This window comes from Halogeometricum sp. CBA1124, assembly GCF_009741955.1.
Classification (GTDB): Archaea; Halobacteriota; Halobacteria; order Halobacteriales; family Haloferacaceae; genus Halogeometricum; species Halogeometricum rufum.
This window is the reverse complement of record NZ_WPCD01000069.1, coordinates 1-15,677: the sequence shown is the minus strand read 5'-3', so window position 1 is coordinate 15,677 and position 15,677 is coordinate 1. Positions and strand designations below refer to the sequence as shown.

General features: G+C 70.2%; 9 protein-coding genes and 6 pseudogenes. 10 read left to right on the top strand and 5 right to left on the bottom strand.

The window, feature by feature from the left end:
* From GJ632_RS10445 to psmA, 7 genes and pseudogenes are all read left to right on the top strand, one after another.
* Positions 1 to 656, top strand: a 656-nt coding sequence (locus GJ632_RS10445) for a diaminopimelate decarboxylase family protein (RefSeq protein ID WP_394351795.1), incomplete at its 5' end; no start/stop codon positions are given.
* Positions 653 to 1,522 carry a diaminopimelate epimerase gene (gene dapF / locus GJ632_RS10440; RefSeq protein WP_191452876.1) on the top strand — a complete coding sequence of 290 codons (870 nt, stop codon included), beginning with the start codon at positions 653 to 655 and terminating at the stop codon, positions 1,520 to 1,522. The genes GJ632_RS10445 and dapF, both read left to right, overlap by 4 nt.
* Positions 1,522 to 2,621: pseudogene (locus GJ632_RS10435) on the top strand (M20 family metallopeptidase). The gene dapF and the pseudogene GJ632_RS10435 overlap by 1 nt, the downstream one beginning before the upstream one ends.
* Before the next feature lie 79 nt (positions 2,622 to 2,700).
* A complete protein-coding gene (locus tag GJ632_RS10430; protein WP_191452875.1) occupies positions 2,701 to 3,396 on the top strand; it encodes an RNase P subunit p30 family protein in 696 nt (231 codons plus the stop codon).
* Positions 3,380 to 4,114 (top strand): class I SAM-dependent methyltransferase, encoded by a 735-nt coding sequence (locus GJ632_RS10425; RefSeq protein WP_191452874.1) that lies wholly within the window; start codon positions 3,380 to 3,382, stop codon positions 4,112 to 4,114. Before GJ632_RS10430 ends, GJ632_RS10425 begins: the two co-directional genes overlap by 17 nt.
* Complete coding sequence (locus tag GJ632_RS10420; protein ID WP_089805641.1) at positions 4,115 to 4,594, top strand: Rpp14/Pop5 family protein; 480 nt, start codon at positions 4,115 to 4,117, stop codon at positions 4,592 to 4,594.
* A 6-nt stretch (positions 4,595 to 4,600) separates the two neighbouring features.
* Positions 4,601 to 5,364: pseudogene (gene psmA, locus GJ632_RS10415) on the top strand (archaeal proteasome endopeptidase complex subunit alpha).
* 183 nt (positions 5,365 to 5,547) lie between these two features.
* On the opposite strand, the pseudogene GJ632_RS10410 reads toward psmA, so the two are convergent.
* The 3 genes and pseudogenes from GJ632_RS10410 to folP form a co-directional block, all read right to left on the bottom strand.
* Positions 5,548 to 5,900, bottom strand: a pseudogene (locus tag GJ632_RS10410) (helix-turn-helix transcriptional regulator).
* 25 nt (positions 5,901 to 5,925) lie between these two features.
* Entirely contained in the window at positions 5,926 to 6,684 is a 759-nt protein-coding gene (locus GJ632_RS10405; RefSeq protein WP_191452873.1) for an NRDE family protein, read from the bottom strand.
* Positions 6,685 to 6,740: 56 nt separating this feature from the next.
* Positions 6,741 to 9,247, bottom strand: a pseudogene (gene folP / locus GJ632_RS10400) (dihydropteroate synthase).
* A gap of 106 nt (positions 9,248 to 9,353) precedes the next feature.
* Between folP and GJ632_RS10395 the strand changes: the two are divergent.
* Positions 9,354 to 9,791 carry a universal stress protein gene (locus GJ632_RS10395; RefSeq protein ID WP_089805651.1) on the top strand — a complete coding sequence of 146 codons (438 nt, stop codon included), beginning with the start codon at positions 9,354 to 9,356 and terminating at the stop codon, positions 9,789 to 9,791.
* 39 nt (positions 9,792 to 9,830) lie between these two features.
* On the opposite strand, the gene GJ632_RS25355 is transcribed toward GJ632_RS10395, so the two are convergent.
* Entirely contained in the window at positions 9,831 to 11,249 is a 1,419-nt protein-coding gene (locus tag GJ632_RS25355) for an FAD-binding oxidoreductase (protein ID WP_197427961.1), read from the bottom strand.
* Between the two features lie 300 nt (positions 11,250 to 11,549).
* A pseudogene (gene purH / locus GJ632_RS10385) lies at positions 11,550 to 13,126 on the bottom strand (bifunctional phosphoribosylaminoimidazolecarboxamide formyltransferase/IMP cyclohydrolase).
* A gap of 168 nt (positions 13,127 to 13,294) precedes the next feature.
* On the opposite strand from purH, the pseudogene purB reads away from it, so the two are divergent.
* Together purB and GJ632_RS10375 are read left to right on the top strand one after the other, a co-directional pair.
* Positions 13,295 to 14,678 (top strand): annotated as a pseudogene (gene purB, locus GJ632_RS24730) (adenylosuccinate lyase).
* A gap of 230 nt (positions 14,679 to 14,908) precedes the next feature.
* A partial coding sequence (locus GJ632_RS10375; protein WP_191452872.1) for an alcohol dehydrogenase catalytic domain-containing protein occupies positions 14,909 to 15,677 on the top strand: 769 nt, incomplete at its 3' end.

The window sequence follows — 15,677 nt, the reverse complement described above, 5'->3', positions numbered from 1 at the left end:
ACGCCGGGAGCGGTATCTCCGGCACGACCTGTCGAACCACCGCGACGGTCCGACGGATCGGGCGAACTCGCCCCGCGAGGTGGCCGTCCCGCGTCGGCCCCCTCGAGTTCGTGGACGTGGGCGGCGGGTTCGGCGTGCCCTACCGCGAGGACGAACCGCCCCTCGACCTCGAGAGCGTCGCCGACGCGACGCGGGAGGCCCTCGGCAACGTGTCGGGCACCCTCGCGGTCGAACCCGGCCGGTACGTCGTCGCCGACGCGGGCGTCCTCCTCACGCGGGTCAACACCGTCAAGGAGGCGCCCGACGCCACCGTCGTCGGCGTGGACGCGGGGATGACCACCCTGCTCCGCCCCGCGATGTACGACGCCTACCACGAGATTCGGAACCTGTCGGCGACCGAGGACGTTCAGGCGATATCTGCCACCGTCGCGGGCCCTATCTGTGAGTCCTCGGATGTGATGTGTGAGAACAGGTTACTCGCCGCTCCCCGTCGAGGACATCTCCTCGCCGTCGGGAACGCGGGTGCCTACGGATACGAGATGGCAAGCACCTACAACTCGCGGCCTCGACCGGCCGAAGTCGCACTCTCGGGCGGAGACGCCCGCCTCGTGCGGCGACGAGAGACCCTGGCTGACCTCACGGAGTTAGAAGAATGAGCGTACTTCACGAACGAATCCCTGTCGCAAAGTATCACGGAACCGGAAACGACTTCATCGTCGTGGACGCGGAGGAGTCGGTCCCCGACCGACCCGCGTTCGCGTCGACGCACTGCAACCGAGACTCGGGTATCGGCGGCGCGGAGGCAGAACGGCGCGGCGCGGACGGCGTCCTCTTTCTCGCACTCGAACGTCGCTACTCGCCGCCCCGCGTCGTGATGACCCTCGTCCAACCCGACGGCTCCGTCGCCGCGATGTGCGGCAACGGCGCGCGGTGCGCCGCCTCGTGGGCCGCCGGGCGGACCGGGTCGTCGGAACTGATGATAGACACGCCCGCCGGCACGCGCCACGCCGTCGTCGAGGGCGACCGGGTCACCATCGAGATGGGCGACCCCTCGTTCCGCCCGCGCGACGTCCCCCTCGCCCGGGAGTCCGAACTCGTCGAGGAGGACGTCGAAGGACTGACCGTCACCGCCGTGAACACGGGCGTCCCGCACGCCGTCGCGTTCGTCGACGACGTGGACGACGTCGACCTCGACGCCGTCGCGCCCGCCGTCCGCCACGCCGACGTGTTCCCCGAGGGCGCCAACGTCACCGTCGCCTCTCCGAACGACGACGGGTCGTTCAGTCAGCGCACGTTCGAACGCGGCGTCGAGGGCGAGACGCAGTCCTGCGGCACCGGCGCCGTCGCCGTCGTCGCCGCCGGCAAGCGCGTCGGACTCCTCGACGGCGACGCCGCCGTGACCGTCTCGCCGCCCGGCGGCGACCTCGAAATCACGGTCCCCGACGACGGTCCGGCCACTCTCTCCGGGCCGACCGAACGCGAGTTCGAGACCGAACTCGACGTGGACGTCCGCTCTCCCTGATGGGGTTCGACCCGGTCGCCTTCCTCGAACGGGCCGTCCCCGTCGCCTCGAACGACGGCGTCTCGGAGATGCGGACGCTCCTCGTGGAGACGCTGGCGTCGCACGGCGCGGACCCCGCGGTGGACGACGCGGGCAACGTCGTCGCCGCGAGGGGTGCCGCCGACCCCGAGACGCATCTCGTCTTCAACACGCACATCGACACCGTCTCGCCGCACGTCCCGTTCGAGCGAACGACCGACGGCGGAGACGACGTGATTCGCGGCCGCGGGTCCTGCGACGCGAAAGGTCCCCTCGCCGCCATCCTCGCGGCGTTCTTCGCCGTCGAACCGGCCGACGACGCGCGGGTGACGCTCGCGGTCACGCCCGACGAGGAGGTGCTCTCGACCGGCGCGGCGGCACTCGACCTCGACGCCGACATGTACGTCGTCGGCGAACCGACCGGTCTCGACGTCTGCACCGCCGCCAAGGGCCGGTTTCAGGGCACGCTCACGCTGTCGGGCGTCGCCTCGCACGCCGCCGAACCGCAGTCGGGCGTCAACGCGGTGTTCGCCCTCGAACGGGCCCTCGCGGCGATTCGCGCGTTCGACGACGGGCGCGCCGCCCACCCGCAGTTGGGCGCGGCGACGCTCACGCCGACGACCGTCGAGGGCGGCGCCGCGACGAACCAGGTGCCCGCGACGTGCGAACTCGTCCTCGACCGGCGGAGCGTCCCGCCCGAGACGGCCGCGGCGTCCGAGACTCGCTGGAGACTGCCGTCCGCGACGCCGTCCCGGACGACGTGGGCGTCGCGTTCGACCTCACCGAGCGACCGACGCCGTTCCTCGAAGCGTTCGCCACCGACGAGGACCACGAACTCGTCCGCACTCTGGCCGCGGCGTCCGACCGCGCGGGCGGGTCCGGGGTCGTCCGGCCGTTCACCGCGGCGACGGAGGCGTCGTACTTCGCGCCCGCCCCCGTCGTCGTCTTCGGCCCCGGCGTCCTCGCGGACGAGACGGGCGCGGTGGCGCACGCCGACCGCGAGTACGTCCGCGTCGCCGACGTGCGCCGCGCCGCGGACGCCCTCACCGACGCCGTCGGCGAACTCGTCGGAGCGAACTGAGCGCCCCGTCCGTTCGACGGCCGCGTCGCCGTCCCGCGGAAGCGTAACTGCCATACACGTCCGCGGAGTCGAGTCGAGTATGTACGAGGCGGTCCACGCGCACCCCGACGGCGACAGCACGGCGGCCCGATTCGCGACGACGGCCGGCCGCTACGGGTACGACGGCGTGGTCGTCCGCGGCGACGACGCGAGCCCCGACTACGAGACGCTTCGCGAGGAGGCGCCGTGCGACGTGGTCGACGCCGTCGAAATCGTCGCCGAGGGGCCGGAGCAGGCAAGCGGCGCGGTCGGCAACTACCGCCCGGACCGGACGCTGGTGCTGGTCCGCGGCGGGACGGACCGCCTGAACCGCTTCGCGGTCGAACAGGACCGCGTGGACGTGTTGACTCGGCCGTTCGCCGGCGACGGCGACGTGAACCACGTCCTCGCGAAGGCCGCCGAGCGGAACGGCGTCGCCGTCGAGTTCGACCTCGGGCCGGTCCTCCGTTCGACCGGCGGCCACCGCGTCCAGCACCTCGACTCGCTGCGCAAACTCAAGCGCATCCTCGACCACTACGACGCGCCGTACGTCGTCAGCGCCAACGCCGCCTCGCACCTTGCGCTCCGCGCCCCGCGCGAACTCGCGGCCGTCGGCGACGAAATCGGCCTCGGGGCCGAGTGGGTCCGCGAGGGACTCGCCGCGTGGGGTGACGTCGCCGCCCGCAACCGGGAGCGCTTGTCCGAGTCGTTCATAGCCCCGGGTGTCGAACGTGGCAGATATGAAGAAGACGATTGAGGAACACGCCGCCCGCTTCTCCGACGCGGCCGCCGACTACGACGAGTCACAGGACTCGGAAGCGTACCGCGCCTGCGCGAACCTCGTCATCGACCACGCCGAACCGACCGACGAGGACGTCGTCCTCGACCTGGGGACGGGGACGGGCGCGATAGCCCTCGCCCTCGCGCCGACGGCGAAGCGCGTCGTCGGCCGCGACGTCAGCGAGGGGATGCTCGAACGGGCCCGCGAGAAGGCCGAGCGCGAAGGTATCGACGACGTCGAGTTCGGCGAGGGTCGCTTCCGCGACCCGAACTACGACGGCGAGGTGGACACCGGGTCGTCGCAGACGCCCCGAGCCGACGCTCACGGCGCTCGCGTCGACGTCGTAGTCTCGAACTTCGCCATGCACCACCTCTCCGACGAGGAGAAACGCGAGGCCATCTCGGTCGTCGCCGACCTGGACCCCCGCCGATTCGTCCTCGGCGACCTGATGTTCTTCGGGGAGCCCGACCCCGAGGAGCCGTTCTACAGCCCCGATGTCGACGACCCGGCGACGGTGGGGACGCTCGCTGACGCCCTCACCGACGAGGGGTTCGTCCTCACCGCCGTCGAACGCGTCCACGACCAGGTGGGCGTGCTGGTGGCAGAACGGTTCGGCGACGTTGTCGAGCGAAGCTCGACAGCCCACCAGATGAAATCTGGTGACGCGAGCGACCGACTCCCGGTCGACGAGTAGATGAAACACCTGCCGAAACACCTCCAGCCCCGGTGGCGCTACCTCGCCGTCGAACTGGAGTCGTGGCCCGACGCGTCGTTCGACCGGGGGGACTTCCAGCGCGAACTGTGGTACGCCGCGCAGAACCTGTTCGGCGACAGCGGAAGCGCCGCGGCCGACCTGACGGTGCTGTCGTTCTCCTTCGCCGACGGGGAGGGCGAGACGGTGGTGCGCGCCTACCGCGGCGCGGAGGACCGGGCCCGGGCGGCGCTCACCTGCCTCTCGACGGTCAACGGGTCGCCCGTCGGCGTCCGCGTCGCCGGCGTCTCCGGTACGGTGCGTGCCTGTGAAGAAAGGTATTTAGGACGCCGGGCCGGAACTTCCGAAGAGAGAGACGTCGTGTTCGAGGACGAGTCGCGGCCCGCCGTCATCCGTGATTCACGGGTCGACGTTCGCGGGGCCGACGGGTTCGTCGGCGCGGCGCAACTCGATTTCGAGTGATAACTTATGCAGGGACAAGCCCAACAGCAGGCATACGACCGCGGGATTACCATCTTCTCGCCCGATGGTCGTCTCTACCAGGTAGAGTACGCGCGTGAAGCAGTCAAACGAGGGACGGCGAGCATCGGGGTCCGGCGCCCGAGGGCGTCGTCCTCGCCGCCGACAAGCGCTCCCGGTCGCCACTCATGGAACCGACGAGCGTCGAGAAGATTCACAAGGCGGACGACCACGTCGGCATCGCCTCGGCCGGCCACGTCGCCGACGCGCGCCAACTGATCGACTTCGCCCGCCGGCAGGCGCAGGTCAACCGACTGCGCTACGGCGAACCCATCGGCATCGAGACGCTGACGAAGGAAGTCACCGACCACATCCAGCAGTACACGCAGGTCGGCGGCGCACGTCCGTTCGGCGTCGCCCTCCTCATCGGCGGCATCGAGAACGGCACGCCGCGCCTGTACGAGACGGACCCCTCGGGGACGCCGTACGAGTGGAAGGCCGTCTCCATCGGTGCCGAACGAGGTGACCTCCAGGAGTACCTCGAAGAGAACTACCGCGACGACCTGACTCTCGACGAGGGCATCGGGCTCGCACTCCGCGCCATCGCCTCCACGAACGAGGGCCAACTCGAATCGGGCGGCGTCGACGTGGCCACCGTCACCACCGAGACGGAGGCGTTCGTCGAACTCACCAACGACGAGATAGACGAGTACATCGTCGAGAACGACCTCGAACCGACGGACGAGGACGAGACGGACGAACCGGCCGAGTAGTCCCGCACTCGCTACCCGCGGACTCTCCTCGACGCTTCGACGCGCAGTTTTCACGGAGTCGCGTCGCCCTCGACTCCGGACGGTCCCGACGCCGTCACCGACGCTCACGAGCGATGCGTCTCGCGGGTCGAAACGACGGCGGTAGGGGCCGCGGACGACGGTGGAGGCCGCGACGGCGGCGGTTCAGTACTCCTCGTACGCGAGGTTCATCAGCACTGCGAGAAGGCGTTGCTGTTGGCGTTTATCTCCTCCTCGCCGATGAACGGCGACAGCATGTCGCCGGCCATCAGCATCGAGAAGTCGAGGTCGCGCGCGGTCGGTTCGAGGTAGTAGGTGTTGTGTCCGTTGTACACCGTCTCTTCGCGGTTGATGAGGTCGAGCGAGAACAGACGCTCTGCGATACGGCTTCCCTTCCGGGAGGTGATGTCGAGTTCCTTCCAGAAGTCGCTCTGGTGGATGCCGCCGGTCTCTCGGATGAGTTCGAGTCCTGCACGTTCGTCGTCCGAGAGGTCGGCTTCGGCCTCGCCTGCGCTCATATCCCGTGAGTCGTCCGCGTGCCGTTTAAACCTGACTTTCGACGGGTTCGTACGCCGTCTCGCAGGGCGGCCCCGGGGCGAAGGCGTAGTCGGCGTCGCCGTCGGCCCGCAAGGTGACGAGCGACGACGACCGGGTGCCGTACCGGCCCTCTGGGTCGTGGACGCAGACGCCGTAGTCGTGGTCGCGGAGCACCGACGCCGCACGCTCGCGCCACGCGTCGGCGGACTCCCGGTCGGACCGTTCGCGGGGTTCGAGCGCCTCGCGCACGCGTCGGGCGTTGTCCGCCTGCTCCCGCCCCGCCTCGGGCCGGCGCGCGGGTTCGAAGTAGTCGCCGTCGGCCCCCACGTTCACCACGACGTGGACGCCCGGCGTCAGTCGCGTCGTCGACAGCGTCCCGTCCCACTCGAACAGGAAGGCGTCGGCGGCGTCGGCGACGACGAGGTTGAACCCGTCGTACGTGTCCGCCGCGACGGCGGCTTCCACCGTCTCGCGCGCGGCCGCGGCGCTCTCCGCCCGCAGGCGTCGCGGACGAGTCGACCGCGAGAGCGTTCGCCGCCGCCCGCCACCTCGACCCAGCGGTTGGTGACGCCGACGAAGACGCCGCGCTCGTTGTATCCGACCCACGTCCCCCCCCGCCTCCGCGTCGCGCGGGGCGACGAACGCCGGGTCGCCCTCGACGACGCTCGGCGGTTCAGACGGCCGGTCGGTCAGTTCGTCGCGGTTGGCCGCGACGACGACGGGCGCTTCCTCGAACACCTGCCACGCGATGGTCAGCGTACACACGGGTCGGAGTAGGCGCGGCGGCGAGAAAACGGTTGGGCGCTCGGGCGACGGGCGGGCTACTCCTCGAACCGCGCCGCGTCCCGCGTCGCCAGCGCCACGTTCACGGCGGCGACGTTCTCCGGCACGTCGTGGACGCGGACGACGTCCGCACCCCGGTCGGCCGCGAGGGCCGTCGCCGCGAGCGTCGCCGGGAGGTTGTCGCCCGCCTCGCTGCCGACGTGTTCGAACATCGACTTGTGCGAGTGGCCGAACAGGACGGGACAGCCGAGGGCGTCGAACTCGCCGAGTCGGTCCAGAAGCTCGAACTCCTCGGGCTTGGACTTGCCGAACCCGATTCCGGGATCCACGATGACGTTCTCCCGGGGGACGCCAGCCTGTTCCGCGAGCAGGATTCGCTCGCGGAGTTCGTCTATCACGTCGTCCACCACGTCGTCGTACGTCACGTCCTTGCCGGGGACGACGGGCGCGTCGATGCTGTGCATCACGATGACCGGCACGTCGCGTTCGGCGGCGAGAAAGCGCATCTCGGGGTCTTCGAGCCCGGTCACGTCGTTCAGGATGTCCGCGCCCGCGTCGAGTGCCGCCTCGGCGACGGCCGCCTTGCGCGTGTCCACCGACAGTAACGCGTCCACGTCGGCGAGCGCCTCGATGACGGGGACGGTGCGGCGAATCTCCTCCTCGACGGGCACTTCCTCGGCTCCCGGGCGGGTGGATTCACCGCCGACGTCGACGATGTCGGCGCCGGCGTCTATCATCGCCTCGGCCTGTTCGAGGGCGGCGTCGGCGTCGAAGAACTCGCCGCCGTCGTGGAAGCTGTCCGGCGTGACGTTGAGGATGCCCATCACCGCCGTCCGGTCGTCCCACGGGTAGTCGTTCGACCGGTCCGCCGTCGCGTCGGCGTCGGTGTCGTCAGCGGTGCCAACGTCAGCGTCGCCGCCGGCGTCGCAGTCGAGGCCGACGCACGCTCGCACGTCCGCGGCGACGGCCGCGAGGCCGTCGGATTCGGCGGCGAGTCGCGTCGTCAGGCGGTCGAACGCCGCGAGCGTCCCCGACAGCACCACGTCCGCGAGTTCGCCGTTGCCCGCGTCGCCGGCGGTGGCGCAGTCGCCGCCGGCGGTCAGCATCGCCTCCGTGACGGTCCGGGCGTCGCGTCGCTGCAGCGACAGGCGGACGACGCGGTGGACGCTCTCCTCGCGCGCTCGGCGGCGTCCCTGTCGGCGACGTGCGCCCGTTCGAGCAGGTCGGTCGCGTCGGTTCGGTCGCGCACGTCCACCGGCGTCACCGTCCGCGTCCACGTCTGACGCGCCTCGGCGACGAGGAACAGCGAGCCGAGTGCGAGGACGCAGTCGCCCTCGTCGGCGCGTTCGCTCGCCGTCGCGACGGCCGAGGCCACGTCGTCGCCGACGGTCACGTCGTTCGCGCCGGCGTTCTCGAACACGCGCGCCAGCGTCTCGGGGTCCTCCGAGCGCGGGTTGTCCGGGCGGCAGGCGACCACCGAGTCGGGGTCCGGCAGGGCGTCGACCATCGCGCGGTGGTCCTTGTCGTGCATCGCGCCGAAGACGAGGTGCAACGCGCCGAAGTCGAAGTCGTCGAGGACCGTCGCGAGAGACTCGCAGGCGCTGGGGTTGTGCGCGCCGTCGAGGACGACGAACGGGTCCGTCTCCATCACCTCGAACCGGCCGGGCCAGTGGGCGGTCCGCAGGCCGCGTTCGAGCGTCGTCGCGTCCAGCGCCACCCCGAGTTCGTCGGCGACCTGTCGCGCGAGGACGCACGCGATACCGGCGTTCACGGCCTGATAGTCGCCCACAAGCGGGATTCGCCCCTCGACGCGCCAGTCGTCGGCGACGACCGAGACGGCCGACTCCTGGTGGGTGACGCGTTCGCCCGCGCGGACGGTCACGTCGGCGTCGTCGGTTCCGACGGTGACGACGCTCCCGGCGTGGTCGCGGATGGTCGCGAGGGCGTCGCCCGTCGCGCCCGTCACGAGCGGTTGGTTCGCGGGCGCGACGGCGGCCTTCTTCTCGGCTATCTCCGCGACGGTGTCGCCGAGGACGGCCGTGTGTTCGAGCGAGACGTTCGTCACCGCGGCGGCGACGGGGTCGACGACGCTCGTCGCGTCCAGTTTCCCCCCCATACCGACTTCGAGGACGGCCACGTCGGTCTCGGCCTCGGAGAAGTACCAGATGGCCATCGCCGTCACCACCTCGAAGAACGTGAGCGGGTCACCCTCGGCGGCGCGTTCGACCAGCCACGGCTTCGCCCGTTCGACGAACTCGCGGACGGCCGACTCGGGTATCTTTCGCCCGTCCACGCGGGCGCGTTCGCGGACCGTCTCGAAGTGCGGCGACGTGTAGAGTCCGACCGTCAGCCCCGCTTCCCGGAGGACCGCCTCGGTCATCCGCGCCGTACTGCCCTTCCCGTTCGACCCCGCCACCTGCACGAACGTCACGTCCTCGTGGGGGTCGTCGAACTCGGCGAGGAGCGACCGAACGGACTCGGTGCCCGGCTTGACCTGGAACCGGCGGAGGTCGAGGAGGAACCGCACGGCCTCGTGATACTGCATACCAGATGGTCAGGAGGACTGCGCTTAGGAGTGTCGGACCGTGGAGCGACGACGGGGGGTACGCCGGGACTGAAGTTGATTACCCCGGGCGTCGAATCGGGGGACGATGTACGATTCGATTCTGGTTCCGACCGACGGTAGCGAGGGGACGGAGAAGGCGCTCGAACACGCGATGGAGGTCGCGTCGCTCTCGGGGGCGACGATCCACGTCCTCTCGGTGGTGGACCGCCGCCTCTACCTCGCGGCGGGCGAAGACCAGAAGGACGAGTTGCAGGAGTCGCTGCACGAGGACGCCGTGACGGCCGTGGACGGCGTCGCCGAGACGGTCCGCGACGCCGACGTCGACTGCACGACGGCCGTCCGCGACGGCGTCCCCTACCGCTGCATCCTCGACTACGCCGAGGAACACGACGTGGACGTGGTCGTGATGGGGACGCACGGCCGCACCGGCCGCGACAAACTCGCCAGTCTCGGCAGCGTCACCGAACGGGTGGTGCAGAACACGAGTCGCCCCGTCCTCGTCGTGAGCATCGGGCGGGACTGAGGGCGAGAACGGGGCCGGTGGGCCGGTTCGGGAAGAGACTCAGCGCGCCGGGAGGACGTTGAGGTTGCTGTCGAGCAGGTTCTCCGGGTCGTAGACGGCCTTCAGTTCGGCGAGGCGGTCGTAGTTGTCGCCGTAGGCCATCCGCCCGCGCGCCTCGCCCTCGACGAACCCGGGGAAGCCGGGGTAGAACGCCGACAGCGTCGCGTCGGCGTCGAGCAGGTCCGACCAGGCGCTCTCGGCCCACGCGAGGTGTGCCTCGTCGTCGGCCGGGTCGCGCCACCCGGCCTCGACGGAGACGAGGAACGCCGCGTCGCGGTGCGCGTACGCCGTGGCGTTGGCCGCCACGTCGCGCACGGCGCCGCCGAGGTGCCAGAGCGTGAGCGACGACTCCGGCCCGGGCCGGGCGGTGCCGTGGGCCGCCAGTCGCGCCAGCAGGTCGTCGGACGCCGCCGTCGCGTACAGCGAGTGCCACGAGTAGCGGTCTCCGGTCGGGAACAGTTCGTTCGCCACCTCGTGGAGCGCGAGGAATGGCATCCGGTCGCTGACGTCCATCGCGGGGTCGCCCATCTCGCGGAGGGGGCTGAGCGCCGCCTCGCCCGCCTCGGGGTCGCCCGCGTAGACGGCGTAGTACATCACGATGGGGGCGCCGTGGAACTCGGGAGGGACGAACGGGAGCGGCGGCACCGAGGTGACGACGGCCATCGACGTGACCTCGTCGGGCGCGTCGGCGGCGTACGCGCGGTAGTCGCGGAGCAGGCGTTCGACGGACGCCGCGTCGGGGGCGGGGTAGGCCACCTGCGCGACGGCCACCTCCGGACCGACGGGGACGCAGTCGAACTCGAAACTCGTGACGACGCCGAAGTTGGCGCCGGCGCCGCGGAGCCCCCAGAACAGGTCGGCGTTCTCGTCGGTGCTGGCGGTCAGTACCTCGCCGTCGACGGTGACCACCTCGGCCGACCGGAGCGAATCGACGCCGAGGCCGTGAGCGCGGCGGAGCCACCCGATGGCCCCGCCGAGCGTCGACCCGGCGACGCCGTTGTGCGCGGCGCTTCCGCAGATCACGGCGAGGCCGTGTTCCTGCGTGACGGCGAGCACGTCGCTCACGCGGCATCCGGCGCCGACGCGGACCGTCCGGCGTTCGGCGTCGAGTTCGACGGCGGTCAGCGACGACAGGTCGACCACCAGACCGCCGTCGACGAGTGCGCTCCCCGTGACGTGGTGGCCGCCGCCGCGGACGGCGAGTCGCAGGTCGTGGTCGCGGGCGAAGCGTACGGCTGCCGCGGCGTCCGCCGTCGAGGCGACGCGGACGACGAACGCCGGGTAGCAGTCGACGCGACCGTTCCAGAGCGTTCGGACGTCGTCGTAGGACGCGTCCGTCGGCGTCACCACGTCGCCGGTGACGGCGGCGCGGAGTTCGGCGACGAGCCCCGGGTCGGGGGTGGGTGTGACGGTGCTCACGGGTGGTCGGACTGGTGATTCCCAGTACGTGCCGGGAGGACGCTCGCTCGGGAGATAAAGGTAGATCGACACTCCGTGACCGACGGCGGGACGCCGCCCGCGTCGGACGCCCCCGTCAGTCGTGCCCGAACCGCCGTATCACCGCTCTGCGGTGTCGTCCGCGTCGACCACCGCTCGGCCGCGCCCGAACCGCCGCGTCTCGCTTCGCTCAGATGCGACCGTCCGTCACTAATCGTGACGGAAACGCCGAAAGACTCGCTCGCGCCCGTCTTTCGAGCTTCAGACACGCTTTCGCTTCGCTCAATCGTGGCGGAAACACCGCCGTCCGGTGAACGCCATCGCGATGCCGCGTTCGTCGGCGGCGGCGACGACGTCCTCGTCGTTCACCGACCCGCCGGGCTGAATCACGGCTTCGATACCGGCCTCGGCGGCTTCCTCGATGCCGTCCGGGAACGGGAAGAACGCGTCGGAGGCCATCACGGCGCCCGCCGGTCCCTTCCCCTCCGCGTGCTCTTCGGCCTTCATCGCGGCGAGTTTGACGGCGTCCACGCGGGACACCTGTCCCATGCCGACGCCCACCGTCTCGGTGCCCGAGGCGAACAGGATGCCGTTGGACTTCACGTGCTTCAGCACCTTCCACGCGAACAGCATCGTCTCCAGTTGGTCGTCGGTGGGTTCGGTCTCCGTGACGATTTCGAGGTCGTCTACGGTCGGCGCCCACAGGTCGCGTTCCTGCACGAGGCGGCCGCCGACGAGGGGTTTCTCGGTCAAGCGGTCGGTTCGCTCGCCGAGTTCGCCCACGTCGAGGACGCGGAGGTTCTGCTTCCCGGTGAGGACGTCGAGGGCGGCGTCGGTGTAGCCCGGCGCGACGACGACTTCCTTGAACGAGTCGACTATCTGTTCGGCCGTCTCGGCGTCGCACTCGCGGTTGAGCGCGACGATGCCGCCGAACGCGCTCATCGGGTCCGTCGAGAGCGCTCGCTCGTAGGCCTCCGCGAGGGAGTCGGCGGTGGCACAGCCCGCGGGGTTGGTGTGCTTGATGACCGCCGCGGCGGGTTCGTCGAACTCCTTGACGAGGTTCAGGGCGCCGTCGGCGTCGTTGTAGTTGTTGTACGACAGCGCCTTCGCTCCCTCGTTCAGTTGGGGCGCGCGGACGACGGACGCCTCCTCGCAGGCGTCGTCGGCGTAGACGGCGGCATCCTGGTGCGGGTTCTCGCCGTACCGCAGTTCGGTCACTCGGTCGTCGGAGACGAGGCGGCGTTCGGGGAAGTCCCCGCCGTCGTCGCCCTCGACGGTCACCGAGTCGTCCGACACGTCGACGCGGCCCTCGGCGAACCAGCGGACCGCACGGGGGTAGGCCGTGAACTCGGCCTCGTGGAGGACGCGGTCTTTCAGCGACGCCTCGTCGTCGCTCTCGTAGACGGGGACCGACTCCTGCGTGACGATGGGGCCGTCGTCCACCGCCTCGGTGACGACGTGGACGGTACAGCCGGTCATCCGGACGCCGGCGCGAGCACCTGTTCGTGCGCGTCCGTGCCGGGGAACGAGGGGAGCAGCGACGGGTGGACGTTGAGCGTGGTGGGCGCCTCGTCGACGAACGTCTCCGTCAGGACGCGCATGTAGCCGTCCAGACAGACCAGGTCGAAGTCGTAACTCGACAGGCGGTCGAGGATGCGCCGTTCGTGGGAGTCCCGGGACTCCTCGGCCTCGCGTTCGACGACTTCCGTCGGGATGCCCCGTTCGGCCGCCGCGTCGAGGACGGGCGCGCCCTCCTCGTTCGACAGGACGACGGCGAGTTCGGCGCCGCCGGGTGTCCGCTCGTCGATGTGCAGGAGGTTCCGCCCGCGATTGCTCGCCAGACCGGCAATCTTGGTCATGTGAGAACAGCCACGGGCCGGGAGAAAAACAGTTGCGGTATTCGCGGGGTAGATATGCACGTTCAAGGATACAAACGGCGCATTATTCCCGCGAAAACCGACGAGGTATGCACGAGAGTGGGATACGCCATCGATACGCTTTTGGAGCGCCCACGGGCATCCTCGCGCATGGACGACCTCTCCCGCTCGGACCCGCTCGCCGCCGTGTCGCCGCTGGACGGCCGATACGCCGGTCGAACCGCACCCCTCGTCCCGTACGCCAGCGAGGCCGCGTTGATGCGCGCCCGCGTCCGGGTCGAAGCCGAGTATCTCGTCGCTCTCGCGGACCTCGACGCGACGCCGCTCACCCTCTCGGACGCCGAACGCGAGACGGTTCGCGACCTGTACGAGTCGTTCGACGGCGACGACGCCCGCCTCGTCAAGCGCCTCGAAACCGAGGGCGCGGCGGGGTACTCGGCGACGAACCACGACGTGAAGGCCGTCGAGTACTTCGTCCGGACGGAGACGCCCGAACGCGTCCACCCGTGGATTCACTTCGGACTCACGAGCGAGGACGTGAACAACCTCGCACACCGCCTGCTGGTCAAGCCGGCCGTCGAGGAGGTTCTCGCCCCTGCCGTCGCGGACGTCAGCGACGAACTCGCGTCGCTGGCGCGCGAGTACCGCGCGACGCCGATGCTCGCGCGCACGCACGGTCAGCCCGCGACGCCGACGACGTCGGCAAGGAGATGGCCGTCTACGCCGCCCGCCTCGGCCGGCAACTCGGCCGGGTGAAGGAGGCCGCCGCCGGCCTGTCGGGGAAACTCGCGGCGCGTCGGGGACGTACGCCGCGCACGTCGCCGCGTACCCCGACGTGGACTGGCGCGCGTTCTCCCGGTCGTTCGTCGGCGGACTCGGTCTGGAACACACCGCGCTGACGACGCAGGTGAACCCCTGCGACGACCTCGCGGCCCTGTTCGACGCGCTCCGCGGCGTCAACAACGTCCTCCTCGATTTGGACCGCGACGTGTGGCTGTACGTCTCCCAGCGCTACCTCGGGCAGGAGGCCGCTGCGGGCGAGACGGGGTCGTCGACGATGCCGCACAAGGTCAACCCCATCGACTTCGAGAACAGCGAGGGCAACCTCTCGAAGGCGAACGCCGACCTGACGTTCCTCGCGGACTACGTGACGAACTCCCGACTCCAGCGCGACCTGTCGGACTCGACGGTCAAGCGGAACGTCGGCGCGGCGTTCGCTCACTGTCTCATCGGCTACGGGAAGACGGCGGCGGGCCTCGACAAGGTGGTTCCCAACGAGCAGGTGATGCGCGAGGAACTGGACGCCCACCCGGAACTCGTCGGCGAGGCGGTGCAGACAATCCTCCGGCGCGAGGGCGACACGGAGGCCTACGAACGGGTGAAGGAACTCACCCGCGGCCGCGACGTGACGCTCGAAGACTTCCGCGACCTGTTCGACGGACTCGACGTGAGCGAGTCGGTCCGCGACGAACTGCGGGCGCTCTCGCCCGCGACGTACGTGGGCCTGGGCGACGAACTCGTGGACGACCTGTAGACGCGGCTCCCGACTCGAAATCGGGCTACAGACGCGGCTCCGCGGCTTTTCTCTGCCTCTCCGGGGCGAAAACTGGCACGGGTAGCGGTGAGCGCCGACACGTTCGGGCTGGACAGACTGTGATTGAGCGCGTGTACGTCGTGGGCTGGCACGACGGGGCGCTCACCGTGTTCAACGCTTTACTCATGATAGAATAAATCTTTTGGTGGGGTGGGTACTACCGACAGTACATGAGAGCTATCGCAGTGAAGAAGGGGGAGAGACGACCGGTCCTCGTTGACAAGCCGCGGCCGGACCCGTCGGCGGGTCAGGCCCTCGTTCGCACCCTTCGCGTGGGCGTCGACGGAACCGACCACGAGGTCATCTCCGGGGGACACGGGGGGTTCCCCGAGGGAGAGGACCACCTCGTCCTCGGTCACGAGGCCGTCGGGGTCGTCGAGGACCCGAACGGGACCCGCTTCGAGGCCGGCGACGTGGTCGTCCCGACGGTCCGGCGCCCGCCGGACGGCGGCAACGAGTACTTCGAGCGTGGCGAACCCGACATGGCGCCGGAGGGGATGTACCACGAACGCGGAATCGTCGGCGACCACGGCTTCATGGCCGAGTACTTCGTCAGCCACGAGGACTACCTCGTGAAGGTTCCCGAGGCGATGGCGGACCTCGGCTTCCTCGTCGAACCCGTCTCCATCGCCGAGAAGGCAGTCGAACTCGCGTACGCCTCGCGGTCGAGTTTCACGTGGGAGCCCGAGTCGGCCATCGTCCTCGGTAACGGCAGTCTCGGCCTCCTGACGCTGGCGCTTCTGCGCGACAAACTCGACTACGAACGCCTCTACTGCCTCGGCCGCCGGGACCGGCCGGACCCGACCATCGACGTGATGGAAGAACTCGGCGCGACGTACGTCGACTCCCGGCAGACGCCCGTCTCCGCCGTCGCCGACGAGTTCGAACCGATGGACTTCGTCTTCGAGGCGACGGGGTACGCGAAGCACGCCTTCGAGA

Excerpts from the sequence above, each read along its gene's own strand:
- dapF (WP_191452876.1), top strand. The coding sequence starts at position 653 with ATGAGCGTACTTCACGAACGAATCCCTGTCGCAAAGTATCACGGAACC.
- GJ632_RS10430 (WP_191452875.1), top strand. The coding sequence starts at position 2,701 with ATGTACGAGGCGGTCCACGCGCACCCCGACGGCGACAGCACGGCGGCC.
- GJ632_RS10425 (WP_191452874.1), top strand. The coding sequence starts at position 3,380 with ATGAAGAAGACGATTGAGGAACACGCCGCCCGCTTCTCCGACGCGGCC.
- GJ632_RS10420 (WP_089805641.1), top strand. The coding sequence starts at position 4,115 with ATGAAACACCTGCCGAAACACCTCCAGCCCCGGTGGCGCTACCTCGCC.
- GJ632_RS10395 (WP_089805651.1), top strand. The coding sequence starts at position 9,354 with ATGTACGATTCGATTCTGGTTCCGACCGACGGTAGCGAGGGGACGGAG.